The 14,779-nt window shown below is 52.1% G+C and carries 13 protein-coding genes; 3 read left to right on the forward strand and 10 right to left on the reverse strand.

Going from position 1 to position 14,779, the window contains the following annotated elements:
• Window positions 1-32: 32 nt before the first annotated feature.
• Both QVP67_RS04045 and nudC read left to right on the forward strand, forming a co-directional pair.
• Window positions 33-1,916, forward strand: coding sequence for a TonB-dependent receptor (locus tag QVP67_RS04045; protein WP_022162271.1), 1,884 nt, complete (start codon window positions 33-35; stop codon window positions 1,914-1,916).
• A gap of 22 nt (window positions 1,917-1,938) precedes the next feature.
• The gene (nudC, locus tag QVP67_RS04050) at window positions 1,939-2,742 is read left to right on the forward strand and encodes an NAD(+) diphosphatase (protein WP_022162272.1); all 804 of its coding nucleotides are present in this window, start codon (window positions 1,939-1,941) and stop codon (window positions 2,740-2,742) included.
• A gap of 22 nt (window positions 2,743-2,764) precedes the next feature.
• Here nudC and QVP67_RS04055 read toward each other — a convergent pair whose 3' ends face one another.
• From QVP67_RS04055 to QVP67_RS04080, 6 genes are all read right to left on the reverse strand, one after another.
• The gene (locus QVP67_RS04055; RefSeq protein ID WP_022162273.1) at window positions 2,765-3,007 is read right to left on the reverse strand and encodes a DUF6965 family protein; all 243 of its coding nucleotides are present in this window, start codon (window positions 3,005-3,007) and stop codon (window positions 2,765-2,767) included.
• Window positions 3,008-3,078: 71 nt separating this feature from the next.
• Window positions 3,079-4,194, reverse strand: coding sequence for an ABC transporter permease (locus QVP67_RS04060; RefSeq protein WP_022162274.1), 1,116 nt, complete (start codon window positions 4,192-4,194; stop codon window positions 3,079-3,081).
• A gap of 5 nt (window positions 4,195-4,199) precedes the next feature.
• The gene (locus QVP67_RS04065) at window positions 4,200-5,303 is read right to left on the reverse strand and encodes an ABC transporter permease (RefSeq protein ID WP_022162275.1); all 1,104 of its coding nucleotides are present in this window, start codon (window positions 5,301-5,303) and stop codon (window positions 4,200-4,202) included.
• Window positions 5,304-5,348: 45 nt separating this feature from the next.
• Complete coding sequence (locus QVP67_RS04070) at window positions 5,349-6,809, reverse strand: ATP-binding cassette domain-containing protein (protein ID WP_288179892.1); 1,461 nt, start codon at window positions 6,807-6,809, stop codon at window positions 5,349-5,351.
• Window positions 6,810-6,825: 16 nt separating this feature from the next.
• On the reverse strand, window positions 6,826-7,716 hold the full coding sequence (locus QVP67_RS04075; RefSeq protein WP_022162277.1) for an HlyD family secretion protein: 891 nt from the start codon (window positions 7,714-7,716) through the stop codon (window positions 6,826-6,828).
• A gap of 74 nt (window positions 7,717-7,790) precedes the next feature.
• Window positions 7,791-9,053 carry a TolC family protein gene (locus QVP67_RS04080; RefSeq protein WP_022162278.1) on the reverse strand — a complete coding sequence of 421 codons (1,263 nt, stop codon included), beginning with the start codon at window positions 9,051-9,053 and terminating at the stop codon, window positions 7,791-7,793.
• A 181-nt stretch (window positions 9,054-9,234) separates the two neighbouring features.
• Here QVP67_RS04080 and QVP67_RS04085 point away from each other — a divergent pair, with 181 nt between their 5' ends.
• On the forward strand, window positions 9,235-10,122 hold the full coding sequence (locus tag QVP67_RS04085) for a helix-turn-helix domain-containing protein (RefSeq protein ID WP_022162279.1): 888 nt from the start codon (window positions 9,235-9,237) through the stop codon (window positions 10,120-10,122).
• A gap of 15 nt (window positions 10,123-10,137) precedes the next feature.
• On the opposite strand, the gene QVP67_RS04090 is transcribed toward QVP67_RS04085, so the two are convergent.
• From QVP67_RS04090 to carB, 4 genes are all read right to left on the reverse strand, one after another.
• On the reverse strand, window positions 10,138-10,776 hold the full coding sequence (locus QVP67_RS04090) for a DUF4252 domain-containing protein (protein ID WP_022162280.1): 639 nt from the start codon (window positions 10,774-10,776) through the stop codon (window positions 10,138-10,140).
• A 15-nt stretch (window positions 10,777-10,791) separates the two neighbouring features.
• Window positions 10,792-11,319 (reverse strand): hypothetical protein, encoded by a 528-nt coding sequence (locus QVP67_RS04095; RefSeq protein ID WP_022162281.1) that lies wholly within the window; start codon window positions 11,317-11,319, stop codon window positions 10,792-10,794.
• Window positions 11,306-11,821: an RNA polymerase sigma factor gene (locus QVP67_RS04100; RefSeq protein WP_022162282.1), complete on the reverse strand. Its 516-nt coding sequence runs from the start codon at window positions 11,819-11,821 to the stop codon at window positions 11,306-11,308. The genes QVP67_RS04095 and QVP67_RS04100 overlap by 14 nt, the downstream gene beginning before the upstream one ends.
• 216 nt (window positions 11,822-12,037) lie before the next feature.
• A partial coding sequence (carB, locus tag QVP67_RS04105; RefSeq protein WP_288179890.1) for a carbamoyl-phosphate synthase (glutamine-hydrolyzing) large subunit occupies window positions 12,038-14,779 on the reverse strand: 2,742 nt, incomplete at its 5' end.

Here is a 14,779-nt window from a genome sequence, read left to right on the forward strand (position 1 = left end):
GAAAAATTTATCTCCAATCAGAGAAAAAACGCATGAAGAAACTGAACCTGCTGGAAGGCATGTGTGCCTTCCTGTTCCTGACCGTTCTTCCTGTCCGTGGACAAGAAGACAGTACCCGCATTGCCCGCACGCAGACAACCGACGAAGTCGTTGTGACAGGCACCCGTAACGAAACCGATATACGCCACCTGCCCATGACCATCTCGGTGGTAGACCGGAAGCAACTGGAAAGCAATTACCAGCCTTCGGTGTTGCCAACACTGACCGAACAGGTTCCCGGCTTCTTTACCACCAGCCGAGGCATTATGGGCTACGGAGTATCGACCGGTGCTGCCGGAGGCATGAGCCTGCGAGGTGTGGGAGGAAGCCCTACAGCCGGTCTGCTAGTGCTTATCGACGGACATCCGCAATACATGGGCCTGATGGGACATCCCATAGCCGATGCCTACCAGACGATGATGACCGAACGGGTCGAAGTGCTGCGTGGACCGGCATCGGTGCTCTACGGTTCGAATGCCATGGGAGGCGTTATCAACATCGTCACCCGACAAATGCAGGAAGAAGGGACAAAGACCAACCTGCAACTTGGCTATGGCTCGTACAACACACTACAGACCGAGGTATCCAACCGCGTGAAGCACGGACGGTTCAGCAGCGTTGCTACCGGCTCGTATAACCGGAGTGACGGACACCGTCCCGACATGGAGTTTGAGCAGTATGGCGGCTACGTCAAACTGGGCTACGATCTCAGTAACCACTGGAAAGTGTGGGGCGACCTGAACGCTACTCACTTCAATGCCTCCAACCCCGGTACAATTGCAGCTCCTTACATCGACAACGACTCGCGCATCACACGTGGCATGGCATCGGCCGCCCTCGAAAACCATTACGACCGTACCTCGGGTGCCTTGAGTTTCTTCTACAACTGGGGACGCCACAAGATAAACGACGGTTACCATCCGGGCGAAGAACCGCAGACTTCCCACTTCAACTCCAAAGACCGCATGATGGGAATCTCGCTGTACCAAAGTACAACCCTGTTCGAAGGCAACCGCATCACAGCCGGATTCGACTACCAGCACTTTGGCGGAGAATCGTGGTATCAGGTACTGGCAACAGGCGAAAAACAACCTCAGGTAGACAAACAACTGGATGAGTTTGCGGGCTACGTCGATTTCCGACAGAACATCAGCACCTGGCTGTCGCTCGATGCCGGCCTGCGTATCGACTACCACTCGCACACGGGTACCGAATGGATTCCACAGGGTGGTCTGGCCTTCCACCTGCCCCAGCAGGCCGAAATGAAGGCTATGGTAAGCAAAGGATTCCGTAACCCGACGATCCGCGAAATGTTCATGTTCTCCAAGAATCCTGACCTGAAGCCGGAAAGCCTCGTGAACTACGAACTGTCGTACACCCAACGCCAGTGCGACAACCGCCTGAACTATGGGCTCAACCTGTATTACATCAATGGTAAAAACATCATCATGGTAGATCCTTCGCAGCGCAAAAACATGAACTCAGGCAAAATAGAAAACTGGGGAGTAGAAACCAACATAGCCTACCGCTTCAATGCCCGCTGGCAAGCCAATGCCAACTACAGCTGGCTGCACATGGAAAATCCCGTACTGGCCGCTCCGGAACACAAACTGTACGCAGGCGTCAGCTACCGGCAAGGCCGATGGACACTGACAAGCGGCGTGCAATACATCAAAGGACTTTATACTTCGGTTACGAAAGGACAGGAAAAACAGGAAAGTTTTGTGCTCTGGGACTTGAATGCAAGCTATCGACTGTGTAACTTTGCAAGCCTTTTCGTGAAAGGAGAAAACCTGCTGGCACAACGTTACGAAATCAACGCCGGATACCCCATGCCGAAAGCAACTTTCATGGGAGGCATAAACGTGAACTTCTGACCCTAAAAAAGAAAAAAAAGCAATGAAAGATACGAATGATAAGGCAGCACAATGGTTTGTCTTCTTCAAGGACAACCTGCTGATGCAGAAACAAGCTGATGGCACATGCACAGTGCCTACCGGCAACCAACTGCCCGTAGCGCCTTCCGAAGAACAGCATGTGCACCGGGTGACACTGCCTAACGGTACACAGGTCTACACCTTTTCCATCAATCATCCCATCGCAGAGACAGACCAATGGATCATGACCGGCCTGCGGGCTTCGTTCGACTATCTTCCGTTAGAAGAATACAAGGCTGCCGGAAAAGCTTACCAGATACTTTATTGGGATACACACAGCCGCTATTGCCCCGTATGTGGCACAGCTACTGAACAACAGACAGACATCATGAAGAAATGTCCCCGATGCGGCAACGAAATGTATCCTCCCATTGCCACAGCCATCATCGTACTGGTACGTCGGGGTGAAGAGATTCTGCTGGTACACGCCCACAACTTCCGTGGCACCTTCTACGGGCTCGTAGCAGGATTTCTTGAGGCTGGCGAAACACTGGAGCAATGCGTCCGCCGCGAAGTGATGGAAGAAACCGGCCTGACCATCCGCAACATTACCTACTTCGACAGCCAGCCCTGGCCCTATCCCAGCGGACTGATGGTGGGTTTCTTTGCCGACTACGAAAGCGGAGAAATAAAATTGCAGAAAGACGAACTCAGTGCCGGTGCTTTTTATCATCGGGACAATCTGCCGGAACTTCCCCGAAAACTGAGCATTGCCCGCAGACTGATTGAAGCCTGGCGGGAAGGGAAAGACCGACACTTAAAATAAGAGATACAGCCGGTCGCAAGCCTTACAGATTATCGGCTTCTACTTTTGCTTTCAGTTTATTCAGACGGTCGATGGCCGCATTGTAGAACGGATCGGGATAGTGTGCTTTTATATCGCTGATATTCGACTGCAAATACATGGATGTATCAAAAACATATTCCGCATCGCTCAGTTCCAACTCTTTAGGCAGTTTTACAGTTTGAGCCCATTCCAGTAAAGCCTTCACCGAAGACTCATCATAAGTATTTTTCGATTCTTCTGACATAGTTTTCTTTTTTCCGGCAAAAGTAACAAAAAGATCGGTTATCGCATACTTTTTTCTTTTATGCTTCTACGTCAACTGTTCTTCCTGTAACTCACGACCGCCCACAAGTTGAAGCCTACAGCAAACAGGACCAACGCGCCTAATTGCGGAAGCAAATCAAGGATTCCCCCTCCACGAAGGTATACCGTACGCATTACTTCAACAAAGTACCGCAAAGGATTGATGTAAGTAATGGTTTGTGCCCAACGGGGCATGCTGTGAATAGGAGTAAACAAACCGCTCATCAGTACCAGAATCAGAATAAAGAAAAACATGACAAACATGGCCTGCTGTAGCGTAGAAGAATAATTGGAAACCACCAGACCGAATCCGGATATCAACAGCAAAAAGATAATTGAGAAGAAATAGATGGTGAGGAAATGTCCTACAGGCAAAACGCCATACAATGCCCAAGCCAGCAAGAAACAGATGGAAAGTACCAGCAGCCCTATCAGCCAGTAAGGAATCAGTTTGGCAATGATGAACGTAAATTTCCCGACCGGCGTCACATTGATTTGTTCGATAGTGCCCGCTTCTTTCTCACCGACCACATTCAGCGCCGGCAGTGCCCCGCATATCAGCGTCAGCAGCATTACCATCAATGCCGGTACCATAAAAAGCTTGTAATTGAGCCTGGGATTGAAAAGATTCAGTGTCTGTACTTCTACTTGAGGCAAACGGACAACGGAAGAAGCAGACCGCTCTCCTCCTTCTGCCAAATCACGGGCATAATCAGAAACAATAGAGGACAGATAAGAACTCCCCATACCTCCTTTTGTACCATTCACCGCATTGGCTGCAATCAGCAGGCGGGGACTACGACCCGTCATCCAGTCTTTCTCAAAATCACGTGGAATTTCCAATACAATATCTGCCATACCTTCCTCGACATGTCGCAACCCTTCGTCGTACGTATCCGGACAGGCCTTGACATGAAAGTAAGTAGAAGCCATCACTTTCTCCACCAGCCTCCTCGACAATGCACTATGATCACCATCCACAATATCCAGCCGTATGTTCTTTATCTCCAGACTGGCTGCCCAAGGCATCAGAATCATAATCATGCAGGGAAACAGCAGAATCAGTTTCGGAATGAACGGATTCCGGAAAAGCTGTTTAAACTCTTTTTCTATCAGATATTTTATCATAGCGGTTACTCCAATCTGTTTTTAAACTTCTTCAAACTGACTGTTATCAGCAGGACAGCCATCCCCGACAATATTGCAACTTCGGAAAGCACATTAACTACATCTACCCCTTGTATCATCAGTTTTCGCACAGCCTGTATATACCAGCGTGCCGGAATGAGAGCCGAAATGCCCTGAAGCACCCACGGCATACTCTCGACCGGGAAAATCATACCGGATAACAGCATTGTAGGCATCATCAGCATCAACCCCGAAGCCAACATGGCTGCCACCTGGGTCTGCGTCACCGTAGAAATGAGCAGGCCTAAAGAAAGCGACACAAAAATGAAAAGCAACGACACTGCCACAAGCCACAACAAACTGCCCGCTACAGGTACATGAAGCACATAAACCGATAGCAACAGGATGGTAGCAAGATTGACAAACGACAAGACAAAATAAGGAACTGCCTTCGACAGAATCAGAAAGAATGGCTGTACAGGTGATACTAACAACACTTCCATCGTGCCCGTCTCTTTCTCGCGTACAATCGATATGGAAGTCATCATGGCGCAAATCAGCATCAGGATGAGTCCCATGACGCCGGGTACAAAGTTGTAGACGCTCTTCATCTGAGGATTATAAAGTAACTTCACTTCGGGTTGGATGGTTGGGACAGAAACACCAGCCGGCAACAGTTGTCGCGTGGCAGCGGCAATAATACCTGTAGCATAGCTGGTCTGCATGGTTGCCGTATTAGGATCGGTGGCATCGCAAACAAGTTGCACGGCCGACTCACCCGTATAGAGCCGGTCGGAAAATTCAGGAGTGAACACAACAGCCATGTCTACCTGCGAGCGGCGAAAAGCCTCATCCATCTCCTGCGGAGTCTGGAAGCGGGCAGACAAAGTAAAGTATTCCGAAGCATCCAGTTGCTCGATAATGCGCCGTGTCAGCACATCATCCGATGGGTCAAGCACTGCCAACCGTACATTCTGTACTTCGGTAGTGATGGCAAAACCGAAAAGAATAATCTGCACCACAGGCATGACAAGCAGGATGAGCATCGTCCGCCGGTCGCGGAAAATGTGCCGGAACTCCTTGCCTGCAAATATGAGGAACTGTTTCATAATCGTCAATCATCTTTTTTTGATACCAGAAATCAGACACCGGCCTCAACAAGCCGCCCTTTCCGCTGCACGGGCCAGTTGACGGAATACTTCGTCCATCGTAGCTGCATGAAAAGTGCGTTTCAGCCCGTCGGGCGAGTCAAGGGCGCGTATCTTGCCGTCTACCATGATGGAAATACGGTTGCAGTATTCGGCTTCGTCCATGAAATGAGTCGTAACAAACACTGTAATGCCCCTGTCGGCAGCCTGATAAATCAATTCCCAGAACTGACGGCGGGTAGCAGGGTCTACCCCACCTGTCGGTTCATCCAGAAAAACAATTTCCGGATTGTGAAACACTGCTACCGAAAAAGCCAGTTTCTGCTTCCAACCCAACGGCAAACTGCTAACCAGGCTGTTCCGTTCTTTTTCGAGTCCGATCCGTTGCAGTACTTCATCGGTCCGCCGCTTTATGTCAGCCTCTTTCACTCCATAGATGCCGGCAAACAAACGGATGTTTTCCCACACCTTCAAATCCTCGTAAAGCGAAAACTTCTGGCTCATGTATCCGATATGCCGCTTCACTTCTTCCGGCTGACGCCCTACATCGAAGCCAGCCACCGTAGCCCTTCCTGCCGACGGACGGCTCAAGCCCGTCAGCATGCGCATGGCTGTCGTCTTGCCCGCTCCGTTTGCTCCCAGAAAACCAAATATCTCGCCGCGGCGTACCTCAAAGGATATATGGTCGACAGCAACAAACGAACCGAACTGTTTGGTCAGATTTTCTACTTCAATCACAGGCGTACCCTTGTTGTTTTTCTCACTGTGCGACAGCCCTGCCGGACAAAGTATATCGGCAAAACGCTCCAGAATAATGTCTGGAGTATCGATGCCCCGCACCTGTCCTTCGCTGATAAAAGCAATGCGGTCGCACTGCCGTGCCTCGTCGACGATAGGGGTAGAAACAACAATGGTAATGCCCTGCTCGCGCAGACGTCGGAGCATGTCCCACAACTCGCGGCGTGAGACGGGATCTACCCCCGTGGTAGGTTCGTCAAGAAACAGGACTTCCGGCTTGTGAATCAGGGCACAACTTAACGCCAGCTTCTGCTTCATGCCACCCGACAAGGCTCCGGCCCTACGCGTACGGAAAGGCTCTATCTGACTGTAAATATCGCGCACCAATTCGTAGTTCTCGCGAATTGTAGTGCCAAACACTGTCGCAAAAAACTGCAAATTCTCTTCTACCGTTAGGTCCTGATAAAGCGAAAAACGTCCCGGCATGTACCCTACTCTCCGCCGTATCTCCTTGTATTGCCGTTCTACATCGAAGCCGGCCACCGTAGCCCTACCGCTATCAGCCAGCAACAAGGTAGTCAGGATGCGGAACAAGGTAGTCTTACCTGCCCCATCAGGGCCGATAAGTCCAAAGATCTCACCTTTCCGCACACGCAAGGATACACCGTCGAGTGCCGTCACCCGCCCGTAACTTTTCCGCAGGTTATCTGCAACAACCACTTCATCCATACTCAAAGCCTCCGTATCAGTCGAACACAATGCCTCCATACATGCCAATCTTCAACATACCGTCGTTGCGGACAGAAACCTTTATGGCATAGACCAGATTGGCACGTTCGTCTTTGGTCAGAATATTTTTAGGAGTAAATTCCGACGTATCCGAAATCCACGTCACCTTTCCCTCATACTCATGCTGCTGTTCGCCTCCATAATCGGCCACCACCTTCACCTTCTGTCCCAAACGGACATCGGCCAGCTGATCGCTGGTAATATAGGCACGAAGATACATCTGCTCCATATCGCCCAAACGGAACAGCGGAGTACCGGGAGCAACAAACTCGCCCGCTTCCGCATATTGCGCCAAGACAGTTCCCTGCATGGGAACCGTAATGTGGCACTTGGCCAACTGATCGTTCACTTGTGCCACCTGAATATCTACCGACGAAGACTGCCACGTCAGGCTCCGGTCACTATTCTGTAGCGTCGAATTCTGAGCATCCAACTGTTTGCGGAGCACCTGAAGCAAAGACTCGGCATCGTCCAGTTGCTTGCGGTTAGCGGCATCGGCTTCGAACAAACGTTTCACACGGTTACGTTCGCGCTCGGCCTGGCGTATCTGTTCCTGCGTGGCTGCAATCTGCTTCCGTATGTCGGGACGCTGTCCCTGTACAGAACGGGCATTGGCCTCCAACTGCAGTTTCTTCAGGTAAAGCTGCACTGTGTCTACAATCCCGACTGTCTGACCGGCTTTCAGCCTCATCCCTTCTTCTACGTCCATGCGCAGAAGTTTGCCCGACGTCTCGGACGACACAACGACCTCGGTTGTTTCAAAAGTACCTGTAGCATCGTAATGACCGGTTCCGTCCGAGCAGGACACACAGGCAATAAGCAAGAATATTGTTGCAAATGTTTTCATAGATACCTGTATTATAATCGCTTTTATTGTTTTATCAAAAAAGAATCTGTTATGGCTCCGGGAGCGTAGCATCATCACTCTCCTACTGCATGCTTCCAGTTGTATAGCTTCATCAACAGCTGTACTTCATGCAGGGCCTTTTGCCGACGCGCCAGATTTTCTTCTGTAATGTCACGCAACAGATCGTTCACGGTATATGCACCGTTCTGCAGTTTGGCTTCCGATGCTTGCCGAATGCGGGTACGCAAACGGATAATCTCGTCATCATCCGCCATCTGACGGCGTAAAGCGTTCACGTCTGCTTCCTGACGGGTCACTTCCAGGCTGGTATTGAACAGAAACGTCTGCCGGCCCGTCTCCAGCATCAGGCGATTGTTTTCGATCAGTCGGCGGTCGTTCTTCAAGGTATACAGCCTTCCCAGATTCCAGGACAGACTGACTCCTGCCACAAAGTAAGACTTGAATTTGTCCTGCAACATATTCAGTCCCGGATTGCCATAAGCTCCTTGCATGAAAACTCCCAGACGTGGCATGAACCCTGCCGCCAGCGACGCATCCTGCACTCCCAACAAAGCCGACTGTGCATCGTACCAACGCAATTCAGGCCGACGGTTCTGCCAGTCCGACGGTTCCTCGGCAAGCGGTTTCTGCAGCTTGATTTCTTCTTCAGGCTTACGCCCCAGATAGAGTAACAACATATCGGCATACGCCCGCCTGGAAGCTTCCAAAGACACCTGTTGCTGGCGGATCGAAAGCTGCTCCACGGCCACTTCGTCCAAGTCGCTGCGGTTTGCAGTCCCATTGTCGATACAAATGCTTACCGTACGGTGGGTACGATCCAGATCGTCGAGCAACAAGCGGTTTTGTTCCAACTGCTCATCGAGCAACAAGATACCGAAGAAAAGCTGGTTTACCCGATCGTCCAAGGCATACATATCTACATTCAGTTTCTCCCTGTCTACCTCCGCACCGGCACGAACCTGCTGTTTGCGCCACTTTGTCTCGCCCCCATCCCAAACGGATTGCTGTACCTGTATCATCACCTGATACTGATCTTTCGGCATAAAGTCTACATCGATACCCGGCAGTTCGAAAGGTAAACGGGTCACATCGCTCTGATAGGAAGCCTTGGCCGAGAGGCTGACCTGCGGCAAATAGGCTTTTGCCGCATTGGCCACGCTGTATTGCGCAGCTTTTTCAATCAAGCCATACCGGCGGATAAGGGGATAATTGTCGCGTGCCTGCTGCCTGCATTCGTGCAACGTAAGTTGGGCACGGAGCGACGGCAGGCACAAGGCGGACAACAACAAAGAGAGGAGTAGTCTGTATTTTTTCATAAGCAACGAAGGTTAAGTGAACCAATCATGTTGCAAAGATAAAAGGAAACAGGACAGATATGCACTCTTTCGCGCAGTATCTCTGTCCCATTTGTACGATTTTCAGCAGAAATGTCCGCCGACATTCCCTTTTTTCTGTTTTTATCCGCATATTTGCAGCATTATTACCCAACGAAACATCATGGAACACCCGAAAACAATCCACCTGACACTCGACTTCCTGAACGGAACCGGCTTGGCCGCCAACAACGGCTACGCCTTCCTCAACCACGAAATGGGCATCGTCAGCAGCATGCGCGGCATGAATAACAGCCTTTTCAAAGCGGGCCAACCCTATCGGGCAAAGGAAGTCAGGATATTCCACGTAAAGCGCGGTGAAGCACGCACCTCGGTCAACCTCATCGAACACAGGCTGAAAGAACATACCTGTGGCATCATCCCGCCCAATTCCCTCCTGGAGTTCCTCGAATTCGACGACACGTTCGACTTCCAGGTGTTGGCCGTAGACAGTAACTTCATCCCTACGCCCCAGCACGTCATCTTGACAGACCAATATACCCAACAGCCTTTCTACGTGAATGACAACTTGGAGGAATGGCAACGAGTAGGCACCTATTTCTCCCTGATATGGGACGCCATACACCTGCAGCCCTACCAACGCGAAGCGGTGCGCTATCTGGTCACGTCGCTGTTCTATCACTTCCATTACCTGCAGGCCGACTGTCGCCGCGACGAACGGCTCCGCTCCTCGCGCCAGGAAGAACTGTTCCGCCGTTTCATCACGCTTGTCAACGAACATTGCAAGACAGAACGTACCACAACTTTTTACGCCGACCGACTCTGCCTGTCACCCCGTTACCTCAGCACCGTCATCCGCGATATAAGCGGGCGCACCGTCATGGAATGGGTCAATCAGGCCGTCATCCTCGAAGCCAAAGTACTACTGAAGCACAGCAATCTGCTAACCTACCAGATTGCTGATGAACTTCATTTTCCCAATCCGTCTTTTTTCAGCAAATTCTTCAAGCGGATGACAGGCATGACACCACAGGAATATCAGCGGATGTAAGAATCCCGAATGCTTCTACTCCTGCAACTTTGAGCTATCACTCAGCTCCTTTATGTCTTTCACAAACTTCTTCCATTCATCCGACTTGAAAGTTTTCTGCAGGTTGTCCCAATCCATATCGGGCATGTGTATGCCCATGCTTTCCAGTTCCCCCCGCTGGTACACACGGGCTGGAGATACATATCCACTCGCGTTCTGATAGAGCAACAGGCTCTGTACGTCTTTCGTCGTCATCTCTCCTTCCAGATAGACGAACTTCAGTGTGGCGGCGCCGTTGGTTATCATTACCAGTTCCTTTACCTTGTCGCCCTTGCGGCTGACGTAGAATTCGGAAGATGATACCGTTCCCTTCTGCTTCATCAGCAACTCGTAGCGCGAGGACTTGACCATCTCACGGATGTCTTTCAGCAAATCCGCCTTGATCATTTTGTCCATCGTCGAGATGATCTGCACCGAGTTCAGCTGCGAAGCCGCCTTGCCAATGTAGATGTCCTTTGTAAACAGGCTAGGGTTCATCTCCAGCATGGCTTTGGAAATGTAGACAGACGACACGTTCTTCATGTCGCTGTATTTCTTGAACAACTCCTGTTGGGCCTGGCTCAGCAGGGGGAATGCCAGCAATAGGCTGACTAAAAGTAATCTGACGATTCTCATAACAATCTACGGTTTTTATTTGGATAATTCTTGTTTCACTTCTTTCTGTACCACGTTCATCTGCAACTGCACTTCCTGCATCTGTTCCAACCCTGCCCTCCAGTTGCTCGACATTTCCGAGAGTGTGGCCTGCAACACCTGATAGGCTTCCTGCGGATCGCTGAACGTGTCCAGCGGTGTAGGCGGAACAGTCTGCTTGTCCATCGTCGACACTCCCCACCCGATCACTGTCAGCAACAGGAATGTGGCTGCTATACCGGCCACCCAACGCCAGTTTCTCCGCACACGGTTACGGCGCAGGAAGTGTGGAGCCTCTTCATCTTTCCGGTCTATCAGGCACGAAAGTCTTTCTTCCAGTCCGGCCGGCACAGGTATTTCCTCCATGTTTTCTGCTTCCAACGCTGCCAGCAGTCGTCCATCCGGTTCCAGATGTTCCGGCAGATCCTGTGACAGCAAAGCCTCCTTCAACCTTTTTTCTTCGTGCTCGTCCGTTGCCCCTTCGTAATAGGCAGCGAGCAATCTTTCCACTTCATCGACTTTCATAGTTGTTCCATTTAGTAAATTCCTCACGTATTTTCTTTCTCGCCCTCGACAGTAATACACGCACATTAACCGAGTTCAGCCCCGTCAGCCGCTCCACCTCTTCGTAAGAACAGCCTTTCACATCGCGCAAGGTAATCACCAGCCGCTGTTGCAAAGGCAGACGTGCTATCAGCGCTTTCACCACTCTGGCATCCTCTTTCGTTTCCCAACCGTCAGAAGAGAGGCCGACGCGCTGTACTTCTTCGGTCAGCGGCAGGCTTTGCCTGTCGGAAAGATACTGACCCGAACGAAGCAAGTCGAAGCACATATTCTTCACCATCGTGACGGCAAAGGCTTCCGGATTGCTGATAACCGTCAGTTCTTCCCGCTTGCTCCACAGTTTCAGGTAGGCCTCCTGCAGCACATCTTCGGCATCGGAAGCATTCTCCAACAGCCTGTAGGCCACCCCATACAGTTTAGCGTGACAAGGTAAAAACATTCTTTTAAAACTCTCGGCATCCATGCACTTTCTCCTATTCTATCATCAGTCTTATACCCGTCAGACGGAAAAGAGCGATCGCTTGTTACAAAGGACAAGAACTTTTTTTTGCTTTTTTCTCTGAAAGCTCAAATATAGCCAATAACCGCCAACCGGCGAAGCCCAAGTAAACAGAAATCCCCGGCATCTGTCAAAAAACAACGCCGGGGACTCCCTATATTATAAAAGCGATAAGCTGCCTTACTTGTACTCAGCCCACGACTTAATGCCCAAGTCATCGACCGACATCGTGCAGAAAGCATTGATGAAGGCACCGGCCAGACGGGCGTTGGTGATGAGCGGAATATTGAGGTCGATAGCGGCACGGCGTATCTTGTAACCGTTGCTCAGCTCGCCCGCCGTCAGGTTTTTGGGGATGTTGACCACCATATCGATTTCCTTTTTGTGGAGCATGTCCAAAGCCTGAGGCTGACCGTCCTCGCTGGGCCAGTAGACGCGGGTGTTCTCTACGCCGTTCTCGGTGAGGAACTTCGCCGTACCACCCGTAGCGAAGAGCTTGTAACCCTTACGCTGCAACTGTCGGGCAGCAGGCAGCATGTCTACCTTCTGCTCCGTGGAGCCGGTGGACAGCAGGATGTTCTTCTGCGGGATGCGGTAGCCCACAGACAGCATGGCCTTGAGCACGGCACACGAGGTGTCGTCGCCGATGCAGCCCACCTCGCCCGTAGAGGCCATGTCGACGCCCAGCACGGGATCGGCCTTCTGCAGGCGGTTGAAGGAGAACTGCGAAGCCTTGATGCCCACGTAGTCCAGGTCGAAGAGGTTCTTGTCCGGCTTCTGCACGGGGATGCCCAGCATGACCTTCGTAGCCAGCTCGATGAAGTTCAGCTTCAGCACCTTGCTGACAAAGGGGAACGAGCGGGAAGCACGGAGGTTACATTCGATGACCTTGATATCGTTGTCGCGTGCCAGGAACTGGATGTTGAAGGGACCGGAAATGTTCAGCTCCTTGGCAATCTGGCGGCTGATGCGCTTGATGCGGCGCACGGTCTCCACATAGAGCTTCTGCGGCGGGAACTGGATGGTGGCGTCGCCCGAGTGCACACCGGCAAACTCGATGTGCTCGGAGATGGCATAGGCGATGATTTCGCCGTTCTGTGCCACGGCATCCATCTCGACTTCCTTGGCGTGTTCGATGAACTGACTCACTACTACGGGATGTTTTTTCGATACATTGGCGGCCAGCTGCAGGAAGCGTTCCAACTCTTCCTGATTGGAGCAGACGTTCATGGCAGCACCACTGAGCACATACGACGGACGTACAAGTACGGGGAAACCTACCTTCTGGATGAAAGCGTTGATGTCTTCCATCGAAGTCAGCGCACTCCATTCGGGCTGGTCCACGCCGATGCGGTCGAGCATGGCCGAGAACTTATCGCGGTCTTCGGCATTGTCGATGCTCTGAGCCGAAGTACCGAGGATGCGGACGTGCTGTGCGTCGAGGCGCAAAGCCAGGTTGTTCGGTATCTGTCCGCCGGTAGAGACGATGACGCCGTGCGGATTCTCCAGATCGAGGATATCCATGACGCGCTCGAAGGTGAGTTCGTCGAAGTAGAGGCGGTCGCACATGTCGTAGTCGGTAGACACGGTCTCGGGGTTGTAGTTGATCATGACGGAACGGTAACCCTCCTTACGGATGGTATTCAGCGCCTGCACCCCGCACCAGTCAAACTCCACGCTGGAGCCGATGCGATAGGCACCCGAACCCAGTACCACGATACTGCGGTGGTCGCCCAAATAGTGGACATCATTGCCCGTGCCGCTATAAGTAAGGTACAGATAGTTGGTCTGTGCCGGATATTCGGCAGCCAGTGTGTCTATCTGCTTCACCACGGGGACGATGCCGCGCTCCTTGCGGTGGCGGCGCAGGGTGACGATGGCGTCTTCCATCTCGCCTTCCATGCCGATGGCGCGGGCCACCTGGAAGTCGGAGAAGCCCTGACGCTTGGCCCTACGCAACAGGTCGTCGGGCAGGTCGGCAAGCAGCTTGTGGTTGCCTGCCCAGTCGTGCAGTTCCTTCGAGGTACGCATGATGTTCATCAGCTTCTCCAGGAACCAGCGGTCTATCTTGGTCAGCTCGTGTATCTGGTCTACGGTGTAGCCGGCACGGAAGGCTTTCGAGATGACGAAAATACGTTTATCGGTCGGCTCGCGCAGTGCCTTGTCTATGTCGGGAATGACGAGTTCCTTGTTCTCTACAAAGCCGTGCATGCCTTGGCCTATCATACGCAGGCCTTTCTGAATGGCTTCCTCGAAGGTGCGGCCGATGGCCATGACCTCGCCCACGGACTTCATCGACGAACCCAGTTCCTTGTCTACGCCGTGGAACTTGCCGAGGTCCCAGCGCGGTATCTTGCACACCACGTAGTCCAGCGCAGGTTCGAAGAAGGCCGAAGTGGTCTTGGTCACGGAGTTCTTCAGGTCGAACAGTCCGTAGCCCAAGCCCAGCTTGGCAGCCACAAAAGCCAGCGGATAGCCGGTAGCCTTCGACGCCAGAGCCGACGAACGGCTAAGACGGGCATTGACCTCGATGACGCGGTAGTCCTCGGACTGCGGGTCGTAGGCATACTGCACGTTACACTCGCCCACGATGCCAATGTGGCGGATGATGCGGATGGCCAGCTCGCGCAGCTTGTGGTAGTCGGTGTTCGACAGTGTCTGGCTGGGAGCGATGACGATACTTTCGCCCGTGTGGATGCCCAACGGGTCGAAGTTCTCCATGTTGCAGACGGTGATACAGTTGTCGAAGCGGTCGCGCACTACCTCGTACTCCACTTCCTTCCAGCCGCGCAGGCTCTTCTCGACAAGCACCTGGGGCGAGAAGGAGAAGGCCTTCTCGACCAGCACGTTCAGTTCCTCCTCGTTGTCGCAGAAGCCCGAACCCAGTCCGCCCAAGGCATAGGCGGCACGGACGATGACCGG

It is taken from the genome of Bacteroides sp. CAG:633 (assembly GCF_000435115.1).
GTDB lineage: Bacteria > Bacteroidota > Bacteroidia > Bacteroidales > Bacteroidaceae > Bacteroides > Bacteroides ndongoniae.